Annotated in this window: 21 protein-coding genes; 2 read left to right on the forward strand and 19 right to left on the reverse strand. The window is 48.9% G+C overall.

Going from position 1 to position 25,038, the window contains the following annotated elements; translation table 11 throughout:
• Positions 1-20: 20 nt before the first annotated feature.
• From F3F93_RS02180 to cysC, 19 genes are all read right to left on the reverse strand, one after another.
• Positions 21-989 carry an FkbM family methyltransferase gene (locus tag F3F93_RS02180; RefSeq protein ID WP_176957522.1) on the reverse strand — a complete coding sequence of 323 codons (969 nt, stop codon included), beginning with the start codon at positions 987-989 and terminating at the stop codon, positions 21-23.
• Between the two features lie 98 nt (positions 990-1,087).
• Positions 1,088-1,918: a sulfotransferase domain-containing protein gene (locus F3F93_RS02185; protein ID WP_176957523.1), complete on the reverse strand. Its 831-nt coding sequence runs from the start codon at positions 1,916-1,918 to the stop codon at positions 1,088-1,090.
• On the reverse strand, positions 1,915-2,625 hold the full coding sequence (locus F3F93_RS02190; RefSeq protein ID WP_176957524.1) for a sulfotransferase family 2 domain-containing protein: 711 nt from the start codon (positions 2,623-2,625) through the stop codon (positions 1,915-1,917). Before F3F93_RS02190 ends, F3F93_RS02185 begins: the two co-directional genes overlap by 4 nt.
• Positions 2,592-3,560 (reverse strand): sulfotransferase, encoded by a 969-nt coding sequence (locus tag F3F93_RS02195; RefSeq protein ID WP_176957525.1) that lies wholly within the window; start codon positions 3,558-3,560, stop codon positions 2,592-2,594. The genes F3F93_RS02190 and F3F93_RS02195 overlap by 34 nt, the downstream gene beginning before the upstream one ends.
• A complete protein-coding gene (locus tag F3F93_RS02200) occupies positions 3,547-5,046 on the reverse strand; it encodes an oligosaccharide flippase family protein (protein ID WP_176957526.1) in 1,500 nt (499 codons plus the stop codon). Before F3F93_RS02200 ends, F3F93_RS02195 begins: the two co-directional genes overlap by 14 nt.
• On the reverse strand, positions 5,043-6,149 hold the full coding sequence (locus F3F93_RS02205; protein ID WP_176957527.1) for a glycosyltransferase family 4 protein: 1,107 nt from the start codon (positions 6,147-6,149) through the stop codon (positions 5,043-5,045). The genes F3F93_RS02200 and F3F93_RS02205 overlap by 4 nt, the downstream gene beginning before the upstream one ends.
• A complete protein-coding gene (locus tag F3F93_RS02210) occupies positions 6,130-7,260 on the reverse strand; it encodes a hypothetical protein (RefSeq protein WP_176957528.1) in 1,131 nt (376 codons plus the stop codon). Before F3F93_RS02210 ends, F3F93_RS02205 begins: the two co-directional genes overlap by 20 nt.
• Positions 7,260-8,561: a hypothetical protein gene (locus tag F3F93_RS02215; protein ID WP_176957529.1), complete on the reverse strand. Its 1,302-nt coding sequence runs from the start codon at positions 8,559-8,561 to the stop codon at positions 7,260-7,262. The genes F3F93_RS02210 and F3F93_RS02215 overlap by 1 nt, the downstream gene beginning before the upstream one ends.
• Complete coding sequence (locus F3F93_RS02220; protein ID WP_176957530.1) at positions 8,551-9,495, reverse strand: NAD-dependent epimerase/dehydratase family protein; 945 nt, start codon at positions 9,493-9,495, stop codon at positions 8,551-8,553. Before F3F93_RS02220 ends, F3F93_RS02215 begins: the two co-directional genes overlap by 11 nt.
• Before the next feature lie 7 nt (positions 9,496-9,502).
• Positions 9,503-10,231, reverse strand: a complete 729-nt coding sequence (locus F3F93_RS02225) for a CMP-N-acetylneuraminic acid synthetase (protein WP_176957531.1) — start codon at positions 10,229-10,231, stop codon at positions 9,503-9,505.
• A 12-nt stretch (positions 10,232-10,243) separates the two neighbouring features.
• Complete coding sequence (locus tag F3F93_RS02230; protein ID WP_176957532.1) at positions 10,244-11,053, reverse strand: hypothetical protein; 810 nt, start codon at positions 11,051-11,053, stop codon at positions 10,244-10,246.
• A gap of 8 nt (positions 11,054-11,061) precedes the next feature.
• Positions 11,062-11,736, reverse strand: coding sequence for a bifunctional 4-hydroxy-2-oxoglutarate aldolase/2-dehydro-3-deoxy-phosphogluconate aldolase (locus F3F93_RS02235; RefSeq protein ID WP_176957533.1), 675 nt, complete (start codon positions 11,734-11,736; stop codon positions 11,062-11,064).
• Between the two features lie 49 nt (positions 11,737-11,785).
• Positions 11,786-12,694 carry a Wzz/FepE/Etk N-terminal domain-containing protein gene (locus tag F3F93_RS02240; RefSeq protein ID WP_176957534.1) on the reverse strand — a complete coding sequence of 303 codons (909 nt, stop codon included), beginning with the start codon at positions 12,692-12,694 and terminating at the stop codon, positions 11,786-11,788.
• Complete coding sequence (locus tag F3F93_RS02245; RefSeq protein ID WP_176957535.1) at positions 12,694-15,471, reverse strand: SLBB domain-containing protein; 2,778 nt, start codon at positions 15,469-15,471, stop codon at positions 12,694-12,696. The genes F3F93_RS02240 and F3F93_RS02245 overlap by 1 nt, the downstream gene beginning before the upstream one ends.
• Positions 15,472-15,508: 37 nt before the next feature.
• Positions 15,509-16,675, reverse strand: coding sequence for a nucleotide sugar dehydrogenase (locus F3F93_RS02250; protein WP_176957536.1), 1,167 nt, complete (start codon positions 16,673-16,675; stop codon positions 15,509-15,511).
• 234 nt (positions 16,676-16,909) lie between these two features.
• Complete coding sequence (gene rfbB, locus F3F93_RS02255; protein WP_176957537.1) at positions 16,910-17,917, reverse strand: dTDP-glucose 4,6-dehydratase; 1,008 nt, start codon at positions 17,915-17,917, stop codon at positions 16,910-16,912.
• Positions 17,914-18,786 carry a glucose-1-phosphate thymidylyltransferase RfbA gene (gene rfbA / locus F3F93_RS02260; protein ID WP_176957644.1) on the reverse strand — a complete coding sequence of 291 codons (873 nt, stop codon included), beginning with the start codon at positions 18,784-18,786 and terminating at the stop codon, positions 17,914-17,916. The genes rfbB and rfbA overlap by 4 nt, the downstream gene beginning before the upstream one ends.
• On the reverse strand, positions 18,786-19,793 hold the full coding sequence (locus tag F3F93_RS02265) for an SDR family NAD(P)-dependent oxidoreductase (protein WP_176957538.1): 1,008 nt from the start codon (positions 19,791-19,793) through the stop codon (positions 18,786-18,788). The genes rfbA and F3F93_RS02265 overlap by 1 nt, the downstream gene beginning before the upstream one ends.
• 13 nt (positions 19,794-19,806) lie before the next feature.
• The gene (gene cysC / locus F3F93_RS02270; protein WP_176957539.1) at positions 19,807-20,424 is read right to left on the reverse strand and encodes an adenylyl-sulfate kinase; all 618 of its coding nucleotides are present in this window, start codon (positions 20,422-20,424) and stop codon (positions 19,807-19,809) included.
• A 251-nt stretch (positions 20,425-20,675) separates the two neighbouring features.
• On the opposite strand from cysC, the gene metH reads away from it, so the two are divergent.
• Together metH and secB are read left to right on the forward strand one after the other, a co-directional pair.
• Complete coding sequence (gene metH, locus F3F93_RS02275; protein ID WP_176957540.1) at positions 20,676-24,332, forward strand: methionine synthase; 3,657 nt, start codon at positions 20,676-20,678, stop codon at positions 24,330-24,332.
• Positions 24,333-24,527: 195 nt separating this feature from the next.
• On the forward strand, positions 24,528-24,989 hold the full coding sequence (gene secB, locus F3F93_RS02280; RefSeq protein ID WP_176957541.1) for a protein-export chaperone SecB: 462 nt from the start codon (positions 24,528-24,530) through the stop codon (positions 24,987-24,989).
• The last annotated feature ends 49 nt before the right edge of the window (positions 24,990-25,038 follow it).

A 25,038-nucleotide genomic window follows, 5' to 3' on the forward strand; every position in this document is an offset into this window, starting at 1 on the left:
AGATTCCACTCATTGCATTGTCACCCATCCACCTTCGTGAGGGAGACGAACTGCACATCGTTCTGCAATGAGGCATAACTGAGAAAGTTCGGAATCCCCTTCAACTGCTCTTTGGGCACAAACAGAAAATCTGTGAAAGGTCTCGGCTTAAAGAAATCATCTCGACTGAATCTGAACAACCCTGCAGGTGTAACTGCATAAATAGCGTAATCCAGTTCCTCAATAATGTTAACCGTCTCCTGATTTCCGTGTTCCCGCCTTAGCATCTCACATATCACAATCGGGCGAAGTTGCCTCATAAAGGCCCTTCCTCCTGAAAACACCGAGGCCTCAAAATCCTCAACATCTACTTTAATCAAGACTCTGTCACCTTTTGTATACTTTGAAAGACCAAACTCATCTAGTGTCACTGTCTTAACGGTCATGGATATTTTGGATGCAGACCTTTGTTGCCACGAATCTTCCCGAAGCGTTGCAGTTGCCTCTTCTTCTATCCCGGAAGATCTTACCGGAAGAAAAATTTCAAACTCGCCATTCTTGTCACTCAGTGCCGCATGATGCAGTTCGTAGCTGGAGTGATTTTCTTTCATAAACTCATGGTTCTTAGAGTATATCTGAGGGATTGGTTCAAAGGCATCAATAGAAAGCCCGGAATTCACCTTACTAGCCAATACTGAATAGAAACCTATGTTTGATCCAACATCCACGAAGGCATCAACCCTTTCAAGAAAATGTCTCATCGTTTTCCAAGTATGTGGTTCGAAACCCTGTACACCATTCCAATAGACACCACTTGAGATATACAAACCAACATCCTGAGGAAACTTAAGCGGAACATTGTCATAAACGACTTTACGTCCATTAACCCATACTTTCATGCGAATCTGTCGATCCAAAGTACTACATAGCCACTGCACAGGAAGCAGCAAAGTAGATGACACCAGCGAGAATAAGTAATTTCCTCTCAACTTATTGAGAAATTTCAACACAATAGCCCTCCCAACGGCCGATTCTTGCAGCATGAATACAATAATGAGAATTCGTTTTTCATCAACACTAGCTCAAGCTTTAGAGGCTGTATAATCAATCAAAAGAGTTTGATTTGACTATTTAAGCCGGGGGCAACTTTCTCAACTTCTTTAAGTATAAACTGGTCATCTTCGTTGTTAAAACTGTCCACTGTATAGCGTCTGGATTCATAGGACATAATCGCAGTACTTGTGGGCTTTCTGGAAAAGAACATCGCACCTCTTCGGGAGAGCAGACTTTTAGGAGCTTCAGGTAGTAACGGCATCCTCAACAGTGGCCTTTGATTGATAAAACTGCCGATACTGGGCAAAAATCTCTCGGGACTCTTTAGCAATTCATCATAATCTAGCGACAATACATCATCGCGTTCCAGCCACCGTGCCATCTGGTAGGCCCAGAAGCCGATCCGGCTTAATTGCCGTTTGCCTCGCACCTGTCTAATAAACTCATGAATTGATCCACCGCGATCTGATTCAGGAACAAAATAATACAACGAAACCATCGTACTTTTGATATTTCGATGCACAAATATTTTAAATGCATGCTGTTCAAGATACTTGGAAAGTTCAGCACGAGACTCTGGGATAGGATTCAAATATTGGAAAGGCTCATCGAATGAGGGCAACCGATGCGTTTTGATAATTGGAATCTTTGCTCTATTAAACCATTTGACTTCACGGGAATCGACTTTGGTATTCTTAGAGAGAAACTCATCCAAGTTAATATATGGCGTGTCGCGGAAAGAGAATAACCGTTTATTTACTTCGCAAGCCGAGAACTGCCGTCTAAGTAGATCCATCGTCAAATGAGTGCCTGACCTAGGATGAGAAGCAACAATCACCGGCCGGTTCATCTCATCAAAATCAATATCCCCAGCTAAAGAAATCACTTCATACCCTCTGGAAACTCATAACCGAACAGCTCAATATCATTGGCATAGACACGCCTAACAATCTCCTCGCTTTCTTCACTATAAACGGGGACTCTGCTCGACTCTGATTTATGAGTGACGTTTATCCTGTTTAAAGGCTGTATCGGCAAGCTCAACCTCTCCTGAACAGAAGCTATATCGCAGTCCATGCTTTCAAATTGCCCCACAAAATCCATTTTTAGATTCAAAGCATCGTCACAAACAAAGTAGTGCTGCGGATAGAAATGGATCCAGCTTCGAATATTCTCAGGCGTCACCCACTCTTTCACGAAGCTATCGAAATCGGAGAGTCCAGCCAGATGCTCAGCTGCCCATGTTCTGTCCATCTCATTCATCCCCCCCTTTTTGAGAAAACTATAGGCAGAGTATAGACGACTCCAGGGATTGCGCACGAAGGTGAACTTGAAGTACTCCCTGAACTTACGTGGGTTAGCCTGCTCGTATTCGCTGTATCGCAAGTGTCGCGAACCCTCACCAAATAGGGTTTGAGCCACACTGGTACCAGCAGCTTTGGGGATATGAATAAAAATGCATCGATGGCGATCGGCATAACCACTGTATACTCCTCGACCTCGCATATCAGCGATGCGGCTCCTTAATGAATCAGGAAGCGAAAATTCAATCATCGACTTCATCTTACGTTCTTCCCTGTCAATCTCATCCAAGCTAACCGACTGAAATTATTCATTAGCAGAATTAGAGCATTGGTAGATAGACGTCGACCTTGGAATTGCTTTTGATAGCCCATGCGTTCGAGTTGTTTGGTTGAGAAACATTCAATAAGTTCAATTCGCTCGGGAGCAAGTTCACGCGCCCATTTATTGAAATTATTCTTCATTACAGGTGAAAGCGTATTTTGATGCCCCCATTCAACCCGACTATGAGGAACCAGTTCCTTCTGCTTATTCATGGTATGGTATTGGAGCATGGAAGCTTCAAATTCGAGATTCAGAAAATCACACACTTTCTGCAACTCAGTTTCGGGATTAGTCAGCAACTCCTCATACTTTAGAAATGCCACATGATCATCTGCTACGCTATTCTCAATGAGATCAATCACCTCATTCCATACATTAGTGATATTGCGAATATTCCAACAATTGCTGGAATTAACTTTGAACATTGAGAGATACACATCCCGAATATCACGGACAATTACAACAAAACGAGCATCCGGAAAAATTTTTCGGATCGCATCCATGTCCCACAGATAGGCCGGATTTTTATCACCCCAGACATCGGCATCAGGGTGACACTTTTTGGCATAAGCCCAATAGACCTCAGCAATCGCATCGGCAAGCGGTATTTCACCCATTGCGCGCAACTTCTTATCAATTTCATTACGATCAAGCCTCCACTCTGGAAGCTTCAAATCCTTCTCGTCCCAAACAATATCAAGAAAACACTGCCTGTTTGAGTCATTGATAATCGTCCTTTCATCTAAGTTGTTCTGCAACAACCGGTGAATAAACGTAGATTCCGGGGGAATCGAAATTCTGGAATGAGCAGTCAACATCAGTCTAAGAAGTGTCGTGCCGCAACGGCTCAATCCACTCACCACGAATATCGGACCATGCTGACTGTTGTTATTTAACGACACCAAGCTTTCTCCTTACCGCATCCAGAATCATTTGATCATCTTCATGGATCCCCAATAACAGGTGGATACCATGGAACAGCACATAAACACCTATAAGCAGCGCGATCAAAGAGAGTGCATCAATAGGCCCGGAAGATAGCAGGTTGACCGCCACAGTTGAAATGACGCACACCAACATCGGCAGCAACCATTTTTTGAATCGCACATCCCACCAGGACAGACCCATTTTCCGCCTTGCAATCAGAAGGCTGAACAGATTGCCCAGAAAGATGGTGGAAACAATTCCCAGGCCAACCCCGACCAAGCCGAGGAATTTTGTTCCAATCAACAGAATAATCGCCCCCACGATGGTAGAAAGAATCGTCGCCCGGAACTTCTCTTTTTCCAGGCCGCACATATTCAGTACATTCCCCAAGGGGCCGCACACAGTATTTACCAGTTGCGCGACCAACAACAGCTGCAGCAACCGAGTCCCCTCATCAGCAAACTTCTCGCCAAAGTAGAGCAATACATCGTGGGCAAAGCAGGCAAGAAACAGCAGCAGTGGGAAGGAGAGGCGAACCAGCCAATCTGTGGTCATATGATAGAGGTGGGCTATCTCTTCCTTGTTTTCATTGGCATGCGCTGCCGAAAGCATAGGTGCAGCGATAGAGAGAAACATTTGCAAAAACATCGCAGGCAGGGAAAACAAGGTCTGCGCAATCATCAATACACCGACTGCACTGTTGTCGACAAACGCCGCCGCAGCAAAGCGCTGCAACGGGTTGGCCCAAAACATCAACATTGAATTGCCATACATCACCTTCGCATAAGCTTTCCATTCGGATGGGGTCGATTTCGGTGCTTGGTCCTCAATCGACAAATTGCGCAAATATTTCCTGACACCAAACAGCAGCCAGAGCAGTGCGACGATGGATGATATCACCACCGCCCACACATATCCGATCAAGCCGTAGCCGATATAAAAGAGCCCGATTGTGGCAACAACCTTGGCAATCAGGCGCACAAAAGAGTTGGCAATCACGAAATAGCGAATATCCATGAACCCACGCAAAATTTGCGAGCAACAGAAGATCAGCAACCCCAATGGAATCATCAACGCCATCCAGCGGATCTCAGCTTCGTAGCCTTGCAACTGCGGCACCAATTTAGTGATCAATGGCGTGAGCAGCAAGACAAAAAGCATACCGCCAGCACCCACCCAAAACAGATAGATCAATCCCTTTCTTATTAACGCTCTCGCCTTACCTGTTTCTTTTTTTCGTATATGGGCGGGAAGAAAGCGGAGAACTGTCGGTGCAATACCTAATCCAAGGATCGCTGTGGCAATAGCTATCGACGATTCAATCAGGCCGAATGTGCCCAAGCCTTCCGCCCCAAGAACTCGGGCGAGATAAACCTGGAATGCAAAGCCGACGACAAGGGTAAAAACATTGCCAATCAGGAAATAGGATGATTGCTTGGCAATAGTGATATGAGAGCTCATGTAGCTGATCCGGCTCTCATGTTTTCTCTAAGCTCTTCAAGCCACTGCACGGAAATCAATGACCACTCCCATGCCTTTGCCATCTCCCTGCTAGACATGGCCATGCAACTCAGTTTCTCTCTATCTCTAATTAACGTTCCAACCGTTGAAATCAACTCATCGTCATCCCATACAACCACACCATTTTTTCCATCGATAAGAGTCGGCGCCTCGTAAAACCCGAATAAAATCAATGGCAAGTCGCAAGCTGCAGCCTCCTGCGCCACCTTTGGCACACCTTCAGAGAGCGATGGCAAGACAAAAAGATCGGCCTTACGGAAGGCTTCGGCTAGCTCTTCAGGTGATACTCCACCCACAAATTCGAGGTTGGTAATCCGCTGCATCCGCTGCTCGGCTTTTAATCGTTCGAGCAGTCCATCGCGGTCTCCGCCATACCACTTGAAATCGGCATCGGGAATAGCCTTGGCCAAGGCCAGAAAAAGCTCCGGGCGCTTCAGCGGATAAGCAGTGCCAGCGCATACGACCGTGATACGTTCCCTCTTCTGGGAACCAACAGCAGGATAAAACACCTCCGTATCAACCCCCAGAGGAATCACCGAGAATTTATCCCCGAAAAGAAATTTCCCGATTTCAGCAAGGAAGGGACTGATGGCAACCACATGATCTGCCATAGCGAGCACTTTTACATAGTGCTTACTAGCCTCGAATGAGAGAGTGTGAATCTCATGCCCTACCTTTTTTTCAAGTTCCATTTTTGTCTCTGGCGGCATCCATGGAATACCTTCCAGAGTGGCAATCACCGGCACCTTTTTGGCGATCAGTTTTCTTAGTCTTATCCCCCATGCATCGAACCATTGATGTCCGGGGTAAAAAATCGCGTCGTAACTTCCGAGATATCGTATTAGACAATCCCACTGCCAAAAACGGCCTTCAATAAGCCGGAAAATATGGTGTCTCGATATCTCCGGCCGGATATCATCCGAGTCAGCGAAAGCGGCAAACTGGATATCAGAAGGAGCCCACGCCTTTAGTAATGCGCGAGCATTGAGATTTTGAGCATTATGGTTGCTTTCATCGACAAGCCTAGGAATTAGTACTTTCATGAAACGCATGCTCCTTGGCGCCCTTAACTGTTTCAACAATTCCTTCTGCTGCCCTCTTGCCCATGGCTTGGATTCCTTGTTTAGACCAGTGCATCCAGTCTCCAGTTCTGTATTGCGATCCATCGAACCGCCCCGGATCCAGCAATAATGCCTGGGAAAACTCCCGGCATACCTCACGAATGATCTCATTGTTTTTTTCGAAAAGAGCTATGAATCTAATGATCTCATTATCATCAAGGTCGTGGCCAAGAGGAGAGGTCACGTTATCCTTGTCATAACAATACAATGAAAGAACCGGAATGATCCCGTTTTCAACACTCAGGGCACAGAAGGATCGGAGATTGTTTCGATATGTCGAGAAATGCTCTTCAGTCAGCTCAAGATTGCTTTTGAAATGCATATTTTTTACTAGATATGAAATCAGAGCTCCGCTACCTGATGACAGGCGCATTTTCAGATACTGATACACATATGACACCCTGATATCAGGAAGGTGTATACCCTGCTCGAAACAGACGGATTTCCGATTGTGCGAGTAATCCGGTTTAAATCCAGCAACACTCTGGCAAAGCCATGCATCGGTAAGATTTTGGTGGAATATCGCCATATCGGGTTTCAAAGGCAGGCCCTTAAGCTGAAAGTCGATCAGGCTTTCGATGGATGTATAGGCGCTAACTCCTGCATTGATAACCTCGACAGGGGTTCCGGTCATTTTTTCCAGTTCTGTCTCCATAACAGAAGGCCAGGTTAATTCCGGATCAAAGGGCGAGATCATATCGTAATCGTTTTGCTCTACACTCGAATCACCACAGACATAAATCCGGTATCCCCGGGGATTCTTCGGGTCGATCTCTTTTCTGCCTGCAAATCCCAGGCTGTTCGATGGGTATCTGATCGAGTCGCAATTATCCTTTTTTGTATAAGAAAGGAAGGGGTGGGACTGGTAGTAGTTGGTTTTTGAGTATCTGTTGGTCCAGCTGACGGGGCAGTACAGGAGATACTCGAGCTTGTACCTTCCAGTGCCCCTACGTGAAAGATAAAGAACCATGCGCAATCCCAGCTCTATTAGCAAAAACAGAATTCCGGCGGCAGCCAGAAGGTTGATATTCATCAGGTCAGCGGGATGCATTTCAAATCTTCCTCGGATGACACGGCGATAGTAGAACTTCCAAAGGCTGGAATAAAATAATCATACAGAGAGCTGTCGATAAAGCAGACGCCTTTCACACCCATCGCCTCGGCATCAAGCACGGCCGTGGACCATGACGTCCAGACCATGGCCGGCTTCAGGCGACTCAGACATTCAGCGAAGGTCTCCTGCTTCGGGATGCTCATCTCATCCCAGCCGCACTGCAATCCCCGGGCAAAGGCATCCTCATCGTAGTTGCGACCACGAAAAACGACCCGCCAACCCTGCGCTTTGGCCATGGCCAGTGCGGCATTGAATCGATCCGCCACGCGGGAGATACCCCACTGCGGCCAGTCTTGCAAGCTGGCAACGACAATCGTTCGCTGCTTCTCGCCGATCTCTGTTTTGGGGAAGTAGTCGATACCGAGCTCCTCGATCTCAATGGTCGCATCAAAGGCGCGCAGATAATCAGCATACTGTTTGCCATAAACATACTGCTTGCAGGCCAAAGGCGGAATATCGCGACGCGGAAAGCCATGCTCGACATAGGCGTGCTGAATATCCGGTAGTGCCGCCATAAACGACGCTTCTAGCATCGAGTTCATGGTGAAATAGAGATGCGTTAGCTGCGATTGCGGCTGCAAATAGAGTTCCGCCCAGCGGCGATAGATACACATCTTTGGTGCTGTGCGCGCCAGAAGAACCAACCATACAGGCGGCAGCACCCGGCAGATGGCATCATTCATCTCGCCATTTCGCTGCATTTCGAGAATCGAGCCCGTCAGCGCCCGGGCAAGCCCGGCATAATGGTATATCAGTCCGGGAAGATGGCGCAGCGCAGCGACTTTGGCTCCGGCCTGCTCGTTAATGGCAAGCATCGACACGGCCTCGCCACCATGCTTATCCGACAGCCAGCCGGCGATATTGGGCTCGTTGGAGACGCCGGTGCGCAGTAACAGGATTTTACGATTCCGCTCACCGGAAAACAGCTGCTCCTGCATCCGCAGGCACTGACGAACCAACAGCGGTAGCCCGACGAAAAACCAGATCATAAAATTCAGCCGCAGGGCCGTGGCAAATCCAAGCGGCAGTAACATCTTCCAGCTGCTCTCCGCCATGCGCACAATTGCCCTGTCACTCACCGCATAATCGGGCTGAAGGTGATGGCGCCATTGATCGGCCACGGCATAGGTGGCCAGCAGCGGCTGGATCATTTGTCCAGCCGAATAGCGATAGAGGCGATGCATCAGTGCATCCACCTGTTTCGTAATCTCAGATGGCATCGTTCATCCAGGCCATCAGACGAGCGAGACCAGTATCGTTTGAAGTCTTAGGCCGCCAATCAATAGCACTGAAAATCGCCGAAATATCGGCTTGAGAATGAACGATATCGCCGCTGCGCGGTTCAAGATAACGCACCTCGGCAGACTTGCCCTGCAACCGCCCAAGCAGTTCGATCAGTTCATTTATCGTGATTCGTGTTCCCGAGCCGACGTTAAAGCGTGAAAATCCGAGAGTTGAACATTGCATGGCCCGAACCATCGCATCGGCCACATCTCCGGCATAGACGAAATCGCGACTCTGCTCCCCATCGCCATACACCTGCAACGGCTCCCCCTGCAGCATCCGGTCGATAAAGATAGAGATCACCCCCGAGTAGGAGGATGCCGGATCCTGCCGTTCGCCGTAGACATTGAAGAAGCGAAGTCCGGTCGACGGCAGGCCATAGCTCTCGGCATAGGTCGCAGCCAGTGTTTCAGCATAAACCTTATCACAGGCATAAGGCGTCAGCGGCTTTAATGTGGCATCCTCAGAGAGCGGCAAAGCATCATTATCACCGTAAACGGCTGCAGAACTGGCGAACACAACGGGAATATTGTCGCTCAGTCTCGCCGCCTCGAACACATTAAAACTGCCCGCGATATTATTGGAGAAGCTCTCTTCAGGATATTCAAGCGAGCGAGGTACTGAAACCAGCGCCGCCAGATGAAATATGCCATCAATACCAAGGGCTGCATCCCGAACCACCTCCGGATTGCGAACATCGCCCTCTACAAATTCGATAGCACTACTTATTTCCGCTAGGTTATCGAGCGATCCCCCACTTAAGTTATCCAGCACCCGCACACGGCAACCATCGCGCACCAGCGCCTGCGCCAGATGCGAGCCGATAAAACCGGCACCGCCGGTCACCAGATAATGGGGCTGTTTCGTCATGATAAATCTAACGTTTCTGCTCGTCGTCCCAGCCGGCCTCTTTCAACCAAGCCTCGGTATAGGCGATATCCTCGACTGTATGGATATCGATAGCTCCCTTGTTGGGCACACCGAGGATCCGGTTACCCATGAAATTCCAAGGCTGCTGCCCTTTCATATACTTACCAAAACAGGTGGAAACGCGCAGCGCCCAGAAGGTGTGGTCAAGAAAATAGCAGGGCTCCAGATCCTGGCGATTGGTCGAGATCTCACCCTCGGTCTCCATAAACGGCTGCATAAGGCCGCTATCGTCCATACGCTTGGCGCGCAAGGGGTGATACTCGTTGCGCTCATCGACGGTCACCACCGAATCGAGTTCAGGGTTATCCATCAGCAGCTTGACGCAGTGATCGATCAGCCCTGGACGATGCGTACCAACGTTGCAGAGCAGCACAACCAGAATCTCAGGATACACGCCACCCTCGGTCATCACCTTCAGCGCATGCTCGATGGCATCGCGATGTTGCGAAGTCGGCAATGCCAGCTCTTCGGGACGATCGATGATTTTCAGATCCAGCTCTCTACCGACCCGTTTGAGCGCTTCACCATCGGTAGAGAGGTATACATCATCGATCAGCTTCGCCTCTTTCGCCATCAATGCAGGGTAAGCCATCATCGGCCGACCGAGTACCGGCAACACATTTTTATCGGGCAGGGAAACGCTCCCGCCTCGCCCCGTTAACAATGCAATATTCACAAATTCCTCCCGTCAGAAAATCTCATAGATCAAATCTACAGCCTGTTCGACCCGACTAACACGTCTGAAACCAGCAGATGCCCAGTCCTCATCCAACCCGTAACCGTAGCCAGCATGTATCACTCGCATTTCTGGGCACAATGGCTGCAGTGCTGCAGGTGCCTTGACCTGATCCTCAATCACCACAAACGGCTGAGTGAGGCCGCCGTGAAGATTAAGAATTTCAAGTATTTGCTCAGACTTGTCCAGTCCGGGATTGACACGTCCTGCACAGTAGTCCTGGGTGTATATCCGATCAGCCGGCAGTTCGATCCGATGACGTCCCAAAATCAAATCCAATGCCTGTCTGTCACGAGCCGAGCAGATAAAGGTTTCATACCTTCCAAGCGATGCGCGCAAAGCATGAATAGCCCCCTGATAGGTAGTAAATAGTCCAATATATTTGCTACCCAGCAGCTCAATCAACAGTTTGCGACTGCTGTAGAAAAGCTCACGATATTCGGCATCACGCTCCGCTTCAAACTCCGCCTCGAACACTTCCATATATTCCTGAATTGATGAAAAATGACGGTCAAACAGCGAACGATTGAAATACTGCCAGAGATAGTCCTGCCCACGCACAATAAATGGCCGTAACGGCCGCATCCAACGCTCCAGCTCATTTATCTTTTCTGCACTGCAGATATCAACCAGATCAGCAGCTGTTAGTTCAACAGCAGGATGAAGGTATCTATAAGTAGCCACACTCACAACTGTCAGGCACTCGTGCAGCGAATCACTGATCACACCATCGAAGTCCCAGATATAAAGCGTTCCTGACAAACCGTATCTCAATCAGTGTGCGTATTGCGAATGGTCTTTTCCACACGTCGAATGGAATCTGCAATGCCATCAAAATCACCGGCTTTAATCTTCACCCCGGAAATCACGTTTGAGCCCAACCCAACCGCCTTTACGCCCGCATCGAACCAGCGGGCGAGCTCTTCCGGTTCCGAAGATACGCCACCTGTCGCCATCAGTTTCAACCATGGACATGGGGCCAGTAGTGCCTTGATATAGTCAACTCCACCAAGACACGATGCCGGGAATACCTTGATCAGCTCCACACCTAATCGCTCTGCCTGCAGAATTTCATTCAGGGTCGAACAGCCTGGCACATAGAGCACACCTGCAGCCTCACAGCATCGTAATGTCTCCTCACACATAGCTGGACCAACGATAAAATCAGCGCCAGCAGCGATAAATGATGCCGCAGTGTCGGCATCGATAATTGAGCCGGCTCCTACAGCGAGGTGCGGGGATAACAACCGGCAGGAATCGACTAGGCTAGCAAACAGCTCAAGTGCTCCCTCACCACGGTTGGTAAACTCAATCAATCGACTTCCACCCTCCAAGCAGGCTTTTGCCACCTGTGCATTTGCATCAACGGCGCTGTAAAAGAAAAGCGGCACATAGCCCTGAGTGCAGATCTGTTCCTGCACATGGTCCTTCGAAAAAACAGCCATTACACCCCCACTCCCATCCAGAAGACATCATTTATAGCTATCCGCCCGCTCATATGTTCGCCTTGGCAACTTCCCTAGTCTCACGCAACTTCTCCCGCCCCAATAGCAGTAACGAAATCAACAGGCCTGAAATTAGAATAGCTCCCAGCACAATCTTTAACCTTTTGGGCGCAACCTTCACGTCAGGAGTGATGGCTGCATCAATCACCTTGAAGACGTACTGCTTCCGCGTATTAAGCAGCATAAGCTTCTGCTGCTCTTTTCTAATGAGATCAAACAACACCAAGCGCATCTCATCCACCTTTGTATTCCGCAGCTCTTTATTTAGATAGGTCAAATTAGCACTAGTGTTCGTGACCTCCTGAAGGCGAACATAATCATTCAATCTGGAGGCCAGTGCATTGGCTAACCTGGCCGCAAACTCAGGATCTTGATGAGTCACTGAGAGGGCAATCAGACCTGTCATTTTATCTTCGTTAACATCGATGATGGCTGAAAGCCTACGATAGACCTGCCAAACAGTAGGATCAGGTCGCGGATTACCTTCCTTGTCCAGCTTGGTGAACAGATTATCACGAAGTTTCTCATCTTGATAAAACTTCCATAGAAACTCGCGCGACTCCAACATGGCAAGGCTTTGATTCATATCACCCTGAGGAATACTGATCCCCGCCATAGATGCCAAACCACCAAATTTCCCCAGAAACGAGGACATGCGACCTCCACCACCGCCAGACTGATCATCGACCTGAGCCAACAGCACCTCTGCCCGATAGATATTGGGCATGCTTTTAGCATATAGAGCCGAGATGATACCAACCACTACCATCACGGTAAGAATAAGCCATTTGTGGCTCCAGAGGAGCTTCGCATACTTCTCAAAATCAATCTCACTCTCTTGAGGAAGGCCACCAAATTGCGACTGAAGCTGAGGCTGATCTTTTGTAGAAGGCTCCATTAGAAAACCCCTACGGTAACCATCGCAGCTGAGAACAGTGCGATTTGCATCATGACCTTTGTCCAGTCGAGGGCTGTATCAAGCATATTGAAAGTTTCAAGCTTTTGTGGAACAACAACCGTATCTCCCGGATAAATATCCAGATTTCTACTCCAACCTCTGCCTGAATCGACGTATCCGTTTGCTCTGATAATATATACTCTATCTGCATCAGCCATTGCAGTCATACCACCAGCCAACTCAAGAACATCGTCTCTATTCAAATCCTGTCGATACAGAAGAGCAGTCTGGTTAAACACCTCGCCCATCACCATCACCTGATCCGGGCGTTTAGGGATATACAGCGCATCACCATCTGTAAGTTTGAGTGATGACCCCGCCCTTAGCTTCCCGGTAGCATCCATATCAATAAGAAGGCGCCCCTGCGGCTCTAGCTCAAGAAGCGTATCGAGCACATTTTGTGCAGATGTTAAGCCTTGCATCTTATTTGCCAGGATTTTGGGGTCATTGATTGAACTGTACGCAGTCTCCATCTGAGCTATTTCACGCTGCAATCTTGTCGCAGCCTCCTTCATCTGCTTTTCCTGCTCTACTCTAATTGATTCTCTGGTAAAAATGGCGGCCTGTACATAAGCATAATCAGTTAACCCACCTGCTCGCTGCAACAGCTGCTCAATGGTTTCTCCATTTTCAATGGTATAAACACCAGGAAATTTAACCTCACCTTTCAATTCCACCTGCTCAGATGGACGCCAGTTACTGATGGAGCGAACCATCAACACATCATCAGCTTTCAAAGATACATTTGCATCGGGATCACCTGCCAGCGCCTGCTCTAGATTCACCACGATATGTTTTGTTGTTCTGACATCATTTTGATTGATCTCATATCTGGTTAGTTCTGCCTCTTTAAGATAGGCCTCCTCTTTTGGCCCGCCTGCTGCAAGAAGAAGATCCGACACCCTCATTTTTTTTCCTAACGGATATTCTCCCTCATATTGAATTGCTCCCTGAATATTTACACTGGCCATGGGTCGCATCGCTTTGTTCGACAGTACAAACACCTTGTCGCTGGCGTGCAATAGAGGGTTCTCTGATTGGAAATCACTACGCAACATCTCACCCAAAGATGGTTGTAGTATTGTTATCTCACCACTCAAAGGGTCTGCACGTTGAATAATCAGATAATCGAGAAATGTCGATGGCAGAAGGTCTGCTTCAGAACCGATAAGATCTGAGAGGTGCATGTCCTCTTTCAAACCGAATGATCCTGGGCGCTTCACATGACCACTTAAGTGCACCAATTGCTGTTTGATGCCGGGTACTGGATATATAAGCAACAGGTCACCGTCAGTTGCCAGTTCAGATTTCTTCACGGTGAGGTCCAGATCAAGAAGAGTGTTATCGCCCGTTTTCTTGATGCGATCAATTTGAATATGCTGGATATCAGCTGTAGCCAGGGTGCCTCCTGCCAATTTCAAAATATCACTGGTAGGGTACGAACGCCCTTTCTTCAACTCATAGATGGCAGGACGTACGACCTCACCTGCCACAGCGACAACTTGTCCAATTGGTGGAACAAAGACGACATCACCAGGCTGCAGACGAACATCATGCCTGCTGTCGCCTTTTAGCAGGAAGTCATAGAGGTCGAGTTCGGCTATATTTCTTCCGCTGCGCTTCAGAATCACATGACGTAAACTACCTTTCTTACTTACGCCGCCAGACACAAACAATGCATTTGAAATTGTTGAAAGACCACTGACCAGATAGGAGCCGGGGTTGTTCACATCACCGAGCACAAATACGCGCATCGAGCGAAGGCGCCCCATGGAAACCGACACTGTAGCACCTATAATATTCTGACGTATCTTTTCCGAAATTAATGCTTTGACCTGCATATAATTCTGCCCCGCCACATTCAAAGGCCCCGCAGATGGAAGCTCGATCACCCCTTCACGGTCAACGACCAGTTCAAGTGAATCATCCCTGCTCCCATACAGTTGGATAGCAAGCTCATCACCCGGTCCAAGCACATACTCAGGAGGAATGGGAATCTCTGAAGCGGGCTCAAAGGTTGTTGGTGTTCCTGCAAACAGATTATACCCATATTGGAGCAGTTCATTGCTCACCTGAACCTTCGTCATCACCTCATTACGTTCATCGTTCCAAACTGACTGTAATCGTTTTCTATCAGCTAAATTAATTTTTCGCTTGCTGTCAGCATTTAGATGCCCTACCCAAGCTGACTGTAAGCGACGATCATCATTGATATACTCACCAGTACCCTGAGGCTTTCTGCTATCTTCAGGCTTTCTGCTATCTTCAGGCTTTCTGCTATCTTCAGGCTTTCTGCTATCTTCAGGCTTTCTGCTATCTTCAGGCTTTCTGCTATCTTCAGGCTTTCTGCTATCTTCAGGCTTTCTGCTATCTTTAGGCTTTCTGCTATCAGCCTCCTGATACTGTAGAGCATCATTGCTCATAGCAGAGAATTTCATTAGTCTTTTATGGATTGATAATTCTATCGAGCTAGGGTCAGACAATAGCTCCACATCAAATGGCTCAACTGAACTGTCAGGTTTCTGAAGCTCTGCCCCCCTTACCCGCGTGCTTTCAGCACTGAATCCAGCCTCTTTCGCCAAAGCTCTCTGATCCTTCTTAGAAAGCGAAGTCGCCATTTTCAGCTGCTCATCCTGCATGGATGCTGCACTGATCAAGGCAGGGACTGATAAGACTCCAGCCAGAAGGCACACCAACAATTTACCATAACGATTCATGTTTGATCTCTCCATATTATTTTGCAGCGCATTGATCTTAATCGCTGCCAAACAAGTCGCGCGTATAGACCTTGTTCTCAACATCTCTGAGATTCTCGGAGATTCTGTTAGCGACAATAACATCCGACCTCTGTTTGAAAAGCTCCAAATTCTCAATAACTTCGGAGTTGAAAAAGTGTTTCTCTAACAGGGCTGGCTCATAAATAATAACTTCAACGCCCTTGGCCTTGATGCGTTTCATAATACCCTGAATGCTGGAAGCACGAAAATTATCGGAACCGCTTTTCATAATCAGGCGATAAACACCTACCACTTTCGGCTTAAGCTTGAGAATGGAGTCGGCAATAAAATCCTTGCGGGTGGTGTTGGCATCCACAATGGCGTTGATCAGATTCTGTGGCACATCCTGGTAGTTGGCCAGCAGCTGCTTGGTATCCTTGGGCAAGCAGTAACCGCCATAACCAAATGAGGGGTTATTGTAAAAGTCACCGATGCGCGGATCGAGACAAACGCCCTGAATAATCTGCCTAGAGTCCATGCCATGTGAAGCGGCATAACTATCGAGTTCATTGAAGTAGGCTACGCGCATGGCCAGATAGGTGTTGGCAAACAATTTAATCGCTTCAGCCTCACTGGAATCAGTAAGGACTATCTCAACATCCTGTTTTTCTGCACCCTGCTTAAGAAGAGAGGCAAATTTCTCGGCGCGATCAGAGCGCTCGCCCACCACAATACGTGAAGGGTACAAATTGTCATGAAGAGCCCTGCCTTCGCGAAGAAATTCGGGCGAAAAAATAATATTGTTACAATTGAATCTGGCGCTTGCCTTGGCTGTGAAACCAACAGGAATGGTGGATTTAATAATCATCACAGCATCCGGATTGATAGACAGCACATCTTTAATCACCGACTCCACGGAGCTGGTATTGAAGCAGTTGGTCTCAGGATCATAATCTGTAGGTGTTGCAATAATGACATAATCGGCATCAGCGTAGGCAACCTGTTTATCTAGAGTCGCCCGAAATTGAAGTACTCTATTACTCAGGAAATCTTCAATCTCATCATCGGCAATCGGTGACTTCCTGCTGTTAAGCATATCAACCTTCTCAGCGGAGATATCGAGTGCAACGACATCATTGTGCTGGGCCAGCAACATGGCGTTGGAGAGACCGACATACCCTGTTCCGGCAATGGCAATTTTCATTAACTTGATAAACCCTCTCTTAATGATGTTTTCCTGAAACATTATCCTGCAGGCTTGCACGCTACCGCAATGATAGAAAATGCCAATAAAATTTGAAACAACATGACTTAAGCGACATAACATAATGATATATAGAATAAAAACCTGCAATATAACTTATGTTATAATGATCTCAGCATACATTACAATGGAGGCCTAAATATAACAGTTACTTAGCAACAACTCGCGGAAAAGCTATCTGTCCAGATACCAGTTCAGAGTTTTTCTGATCCCTGTCTCAAACGTCTCTGCAGGCGCCCAGTTCAGGGCCTGCATCATCTTTGTCGCATCAATAGCATAACGCCAGTCATGTCCGGGACGATCTTTTACAAACGAAATCAAATCATCATGTGGCCCGTTCTCCGAAGCCGACTCATCCATCAGACTACAGATCGTGCGCACAATATTGATATTACTCCACTCATTAACGCCTCCGATATTGTACACCTCACCTGCAACACCGTTACGAACAACCGCATCGATACCGGCGCAGTGATCCTCAACATAAAGCCAGTCACGGATATTGGAGCCATCACCATAGACAGGAATCGGGGTGCTATTCAGGCAATTGCGAATAATGGTTGGAATCAACTTCTCACTATGCTGATAAGGCCCGTAATTGTTGGAACAGTTGCTGGTTGTCACAGGCAGCCCATAGGTATGAAAATAGGCGCGTACCAGGTGGTCTGATCCGGCCTTGGAGGCTGAATATGGCGAGTTAGGAGCATAGGCTGTTGACTCACTAAATGCCGGATCTGATGACTGCAACGTCCCATATACCTCATCAGTGGAGATATGGTGGAATCGACAAGCTGCCGAGTCCCATTGCCTCTCCTGCAACCAGTAATGACGCACCGCTTCCAGCAGCGTGAAGGTACCAAGAACATTTGTCTTCACAAAGACTTCCGGTCCTGCAATCGAATTATCCACATGTGATTCAGCCGCAAAATGGACGACTGTATCAACCTCATATTCACGCAGCAGTCGACCAACCAGCTCCCGGTCACAGATATCACCCTGCACAAAGTGATGCCGCGACTCGTCAGGTAAATCTGTGAGATTTTCCAAAGAACCCGCATAGGTCAGCATATCCAGATTGACAATCTTCACATCCGGATCACTGGCCAGCATATAACGAACAAAGTTGCAGCCGATAAAGCCTGCACCACCTGTGATTAGCATATTACGGGGTGCAAACATCATCCATATTCCCTCATCAGAGAGTGCAGATAGTCGCCATAGCCACTTTTACCCAGTGCAGTTGCAAGTAATTTCAATTGATTATTATCAATATAGCCCAAACGCCAGGCAATCTCTTCGGGACTTCCTATCTTCAAACCCTGCCTGCGTTCAACCACCTCAACATAACGGGCGGCATCCATTAACGACTCATGGGTACCGGTGTCGAGCCAGGCAACACCTCGACCAATCTGAACCACTTCCAGATCACCCCTTTTCAGGTAAGCTCGATTCACATCAGTAATCTCCAATTCGCCGCGTGCTGACGGCTTGAGATCTGCGGCTATATCGACAACGCAGTTATCATAAAAATATAGTCCGGTAATCGCCCAGTTACTTTTAGGGTTTTCCGGTTTCTCCTCAATTGAAACCGCTTTGCCCTGCGGGTCGAATTCAACAACGCCATAATGTTTCGGGTCTTGAACGCGATAAGCGAAGACCGTTGCCCCGCATGCCTGATCTGCAGCAACGCGCAACTGCTGCACCATTCCCTGACCATAAAAAATGTTATCGCCAAGAATGAGGGCGACCGAATCATCACCAATAAACTCTCTACCAATCGTAAAAGCTTGAGCCAGACCATCGGGTGAAGGCTGCTCAGCATAGGAAAATTCCAACCCCCACTGCCTGCCATCACCAAGCAAGCGCTCAAAATTTGGCAAATCAGCAGGTGTAGAGATAATAAGAATTTCGCGCACACCAGCCAACATCAGGGTGGATAGAGGATAATAGATCATTGGTTTGTCATATACAGGCATCAGCTGTTTACTCACTGACAGGGTTAGCGGATGCAAACGGGTGCCGGAACCTCCGGCCAGAATTATACCTTTCATCATTTATAGTACTCCAAGTACCAGTCGACAAAGTTTTTTACGCCTTGTTCAATAGAGGTGTCGGGCTTGAAGCCCACATCGCGCATCAGATCATCGACGTTTGCAGCTGTCGCTGGAACGTCACCAGGCTGCATGGGCAGGAAGTTTTTCTTTGCCTCCACACCGAGCGCATTTTCAATAGCCCCTATAAAATCCATCAATGCAACAGGTGTAGAGTTGCCTATATTATAAACACGCCATGGAGCCCTACTCGTTGCCGGATCTGGCTTCATACCATCCCAACCGGGATTCTCTTCAGCAACACAGTCAAGGGTGCGTACAACACCTTCAACAATATCATCAATATATGTAAAATCCCGCTTCATCTCACCATGATTGAAGACATTGATCGGGTTGCCTTCCAGTATCGCCTTAGTGAACAGGATGGGGGCCATATCAGGCCTGCCCCATGGGCCATACACAGTAAAGAAGCGCAGCCCGGTGGTAGGGACCCTGTAGAGATGTGAATAGGTATGTGCCATCAGCTCGTTCGCTTTTTTACTGGCGGCATAGAGGGAGAGCGGATGATCGACATTGTCATGTACCGAGAACGGCATCGTTTCGTTAGCACCATAGACTGATGATGATGATGCATAAACCAGATGTTTCACCTTATTGTGGCGACAGCCTTCGAGAACATTGGTGAAGCCGACAATATTGCTGTCGATATAAGCATGGGGATTCTCAAGCGAATAACGAACACCAGCCTGCGCAGCAAGATTCACTACTTTGTCGAACTTCTCTTCGACAAATAGTGTTTCCATGCCTTCACGATCGGAGAGGTCCATCTTCACAAAACGGAAATTCACGTGATCAGAAAAACGGGCCAGTCGCGCATCTTTCAGGCTAACCTCATAATAGTCGTTGAGGTTATCCAGCCCAACCACCTCATCGCCTCTTTCAAGCAGGCGAACAGTCAGATATGACCCAATGAATCCGGCAGCACCTGTAACAAGAATTTTGGCCACGCTTACTCCTTTATCATGCTATGATTTTCCTGCTCACCAGTTCGGCGATCACCTGATCCACACTGGCTTCCAGATCAAGGCTGCCGGTCTCAGCGACCACCTCTGGTGATTCAGGTTCCTCATAGGGTGATGAAATTCCGGTAAAGGCAGCAATCTCCCCCGCCCGCGCCTTGACATACAGCCCCTTCACATCGCGTGATTCACACACTTCCAGAGGCGTATTGCAGTAGACCTCAATGAAGTCACCCTCTGCAAGCAGCGAACGCACTTTGGCACGGTCAGATCTGAATGGTGAGATAAAGGCTGTCAGCACGACCATGCCCGACTCGACAAACAGCTTGGCCACCTCGCCGACGCGGCGAATATTCTCAACACGGTCTTCATCTGAAAAAGTGAGATCTCCACAGAGGCCATGGCGCACATTATCGCCATCAATCACAAAAGTTTTCACACCCATCTCATACAAACGCTCTTCTACAGCATGAGCCAGCGTAGATTTCCCAGAACCGGAGAGCCCGGTAAACCATAACAGGGCACTTTTATGGCCGTTGGCTATTTCACGCTTCTCTCTGGTTACTGCCGCCTGATGCCAGACCACATTGCTACTCTTCTTCTCACTCTGCGAACGCATTGGACTCACCTTCTGATAGATACCTGCAAGCGAACTGTAACGATTTATCCGGCAATCGCCATCTGCAGGTTAACAAGCCATGCAACCTTTGTTTTAACATAAAGCCAGATACAACCATATTTTCATCAATCCAATCAGGAACAACGAATATGCATACTGAGCGCACATGGGTTTCTCCTGACAAGCGAAGAGAACAAGGCAATAAATTTCACCGTTTCTACCCCGATAAGTAGCTGCTAGTGTGCGCCACCATGAATCGAACCCTTCTCCTACAACAGCAGATGAAAAAACAGATCCTTATCCTGGACGGTGCCATGGGCACCATGATCCAGTCCTATGGGTTAGCCGAAGCCGACTATCGCGGCGAACGCTTTGCCGACTGGCCAAGTGAACTCAAAGGCAATAACGACCTGCTCTCACTGACGCAACCGCATATCATTCGCGAGATTCATACGAAATACCTTGAAGCCGGTTCAGATATTCTGGAGACCAACACCTTTAATGCCAATGCGGCATCGATGGCCGATTACGGTATGGAGTCACTGGTTTATGAGCTGAATGTTGCCGGTGCCAAGGTGGCACGTGAGGCGTGTGATGCCATGGCTACGGATGAGAAGCCACGCTTTGTTGCCGGAGTCTTAGGCCCGACATCGCGTACCTGCTCAATCTCGCCTGATGTCAATGATCCGGGCTACCGCAATGTCACCTTTGATGAGCTTGTTGAAACCTACACCGATGCCACGCGCGGCCTGATTGATGGCGGTGCGGATATCCTGCTGATTGAGACGGTGTTTGACACACTCAATGCCAAAGCGGCCGTGTTCGCCGTGAAAAAGTATTTCGAAGATGCCGGTGTTGAGCTGCCGATTATGATCTCAGGCACCATCACCGACGCCTCAGGACGCACCCTCTCCGGCCAGACTGCCACCGCCTTCTACAACTCGCTGGCGCACGCCAACCCAATCTCCATCGGTCTGAATTGCGCCTTGGGTGCCGGTGAGTTACGCCAGTATATTGAAGAACTTTCCAATACTGTCTCCTGTGGCATTAATGCCCACCCCAACGCCGGCCTGCCCAATGCGATGGGCGGTTATGACGAGACACCGCAAGAGATGGCTGCCGAGATCAGGGAGTGGGCCGAGTCCGGTTTCCTCAATGTCATCGGTGGCTGCTGTGGCACTGGCCCTGAGCATATCCGCGAGATGGCCAAAGCTGTGGCAGGCATTGACCCCCGCCCTGCCCCTGAGCGTGAAACGTTCTGCCGCCTCTCCGGCCTTGAGCCGCTGCATATCGACAGGAACTCCCTGTTTGTGAATGTCGGTGAGCGCGCCAATGTCACCGGCTCGGCCATCTTCAAACGGCTGATTCTTGAAGGTCAGTTTGAGAAGGCGCTGGATGTGTGCAGAGATCAGGTGGAGAACGGTGCCCAGATCATCGATATCAATATGGATGAGGCGATGCTCGATGGTAAGGCGGCGATGGTCACCTTCCTCAATCTGATCGCCTCTGAACCGGATATCTCACGTGTACCTGTAATGATCGACTCCTCCAAATGGGAGATTATCGAAGCGGGTCTGAAATGCATTCAGGGTAAAGGCATTGTTAACTCCATCTCGATGAAAGAGGGTAAATCGGCGTTTGTACATCATGCCAAACTGCTGGCCAAGTATGGTGCTGCAGTGGTGGTGATGGCCTTTGATGAAGAGGGTCAGGCCGACACCTTCGCCCGCAAGATTGAGATCTGTGAGAACTCCTACCGTATTCTGGTGGATGAGTGCGGCTTCCCGCCAGAAGACATTATCTTTGACCCCAACATCTTCGCTATCGCTACCGGCATCGAAGAGCACAACAACTACGCCGTTGATTTCATCGAAGCGACCGGCTGGATCAAACAGAATCTACCGTATGCGATGATCTCCGGCGGTGTCTCCAACGTATCCTTCTCCTTCCGTGGCAACAATCCGGTTCGTGAAGCGATTCACTCGGTGTTCCTCTATCACGCCATCAAACAGGGCATGGATATGGGCATCGTCAATGCCGGTATGTTGGAGGTCTATGAGGAGCTGCCCAAAGAGCTCAGAGATGCCGTAGAGGATGTGGTACTCAACCGTAATCCTGATGCCACCGATCACCTGCTCTCAATTGCCGATAACTATCGCGGCGATGGCACCATTGCCAAAAAGGCTGATGAGGAGTGGCGCAAGCTGCCGGTGGCCAAGCGCCTTGAACATGCACTGGTTAAAGGCATTGATGCCTATGTGGATGAAGATACCGAAGAGGCGCGCCTTGCCTTTGATCGCCCGATTGAGGTGATTGAGGGGCCATTGATGGATGGCATGAATGTGGTTGGCGACCTCTTTGGTGACGGTAAAATGTTCCTGCCGCAGGTGGTGAAATCAGCCCGTGTGATGAAAAAGGCTGTGGCCTGGCTGATGCCGCATATTGAGGCGGAAAAGGCTGAGGGTGTCTCCTCCTCCAACGGTAAAATACTCATGGCCACCGTGAAGGGTGATGTGCACGATATCGGTAAAAACATTGTTGGTGTGGTACTGCAGTGCAATAACTTCGAAGTGATCGATATCGGTGTGATGGTACCTGCTGCCAAAATCCTTGAAGAGGCCAAGAAGCATGATGTTGATATCATCGGCCTCTCCGGCCTGATTACCCCCTCTCTTGATGAGATGGTGCATCTGGCCAAAGAGATGAAACGTCTCGGCTTCAATAAACCGATCATGCTCGGTGGCGCCACCACCTCCAAGGCCCATACAGCTGTGAAGATCATGCCTGAGTACGATGAGCCGGTTGTCTGGGTAAAAGACGCTTCACGCGCCGTTGGCGTGGCCCAGAACCTTATCTCTGATGCCTATCGCGCCGACTTTGTCAGCAAGCTGCGCACAGAGTATGAAGCGGTTCGAGATCGTTATCTGGGTCGTCAGAGCCAGACCGACTGGCTCTCGCTTGCTGATGCCCGCGCCAATCCTGCAGCGCTGACTGCAGCCACTGTTGCAGCTGCCCCGGCCAGCCTTGGCGTGCAGGTGCTGGAGAACATCTCTATTGCTGAGATTCGTGATTATATCGACTGGACACCGTTCTTCTCGGCATGGGAGCTCAATGGTGCCTACCCGCGCATCCTCAATGATCCGCACAAAGGCAAAGAGGCGCAGAAGCTCTTCAATGAGGCACAGGTGTGGCTCGATCGCATCATTGCTGAGAACTGGTTCACTGCCAAAGCGGTGTTCGGCCTCTTCCCTGCAGCCTCCACTGAGGATGACAGTGTCATTGTCTATGCAGATGCCTCACGCTCTGCTGAGGCTGCCCGCTTCCATTTCCTGCGCCAGCAGCTGGATAAGAAGGATGCCCGCGCCAACCTCTGCCTCTCAGATTACATTGCCAGAGAGAACGACCACCTTGGCGCCTTTGCAGTCGGTATCTTCGGTGCCGATGAGCAGGCCAAAATCCATGAATCGCAAAACGATGATTATGCCGCTATTATGATCAAGGTGCTGGCTGATCGTCTGGCTGAAGCGCTGGCTGAGATGCTGCACAGGGATGTCCGCTGCAAACATTGGGCCTATGCTGCAGATGAGTCGCTCAGCACAGAGGAACTGGCCAGAGAGAAATATCAGGGTATCCGCCCTGCTGCCGGTTACCCCGCCTGCCCTGAACACACTGAAAAAGGTACGCTGTGGCGTCTTCTCGATGTTGAAAACTGCATCGGCATGCAGCTCACCGAATCATTCGCTATGATGCCTGCCGCTGCTGTTTCCGGCCTCTACTTTGCCAACCCTGAAGCCCACTACTTCACTGTTGGCAAGATCAACAAGGATCAGGTCGCTGATTATGCCAGGCGCAAAGGTTTAAGTATGGATGAGGCCGAGAAGTGGCTGGCGCCAAACCTCGGCTACTAATTAGGGATGCTCTGAATTACTGCATCCGTGTAGCTACTCAGCACGCAAAGGAAAAAGTGTCATTGTTCCTTTGCTTACAACATCAAGCACTTAGCGTGCATGATGTTGGCAGGCCATCCATTGCCTGCTCGGATACTCTGACTTTTTCAGAGTATCCTTAGATAAACTTATTAAAGAGATAACAAGGAGCAATTTATGTCAGAGCATGACAACACTGCAGCCAGCGAAGAGAGCACTCCGATTTTCAGCGTACAGAAGATCTATGTGAAGGACCTCTCCTTTGAGAATCCCAATGCACCGGAGATGTTTGCCGCTCCTGCCTCACAACCGAAGATCGAGATGAATCTGGGTCTGGAGAACAGACAGATTGATGATGAACACTGGGAGGTATCCCTGAAAATCTCGGCAGTGGCACGCGACAGCGAGAGTGCGAAGGTGCTCTTTGATGTTGAAGTTGAACATGCAGGACTCTTCTATCTGAAGAATATCCCGGCAGAGCATCTGGAGATGATTCTCGGTATCGATTGCCCTACTGTCATCTTCCCGTATGCACGTCAGATGATCAGCACCATGACCGTCGACGGTGGTTTTATGCCGCTACTGCTGGAGCCGGTCAATTTCGGCGCGGCTTTCGCCAACAGCAAGCAGGCAAACTAAAGAAGAGGGGTGGGATCATATCTCACCCCTCTTCTCTTTAATCCTGACA

Source organism: Mariprofundus sp. KV (assembly GCF_013387475.1).
In the GTDB taxonomy this organism is placed as follows: Bacteria; Pseudomonadota; Zetaproteobacteria; order Mariprofundales; family Mariprofundaceae; genus Mariprofundus.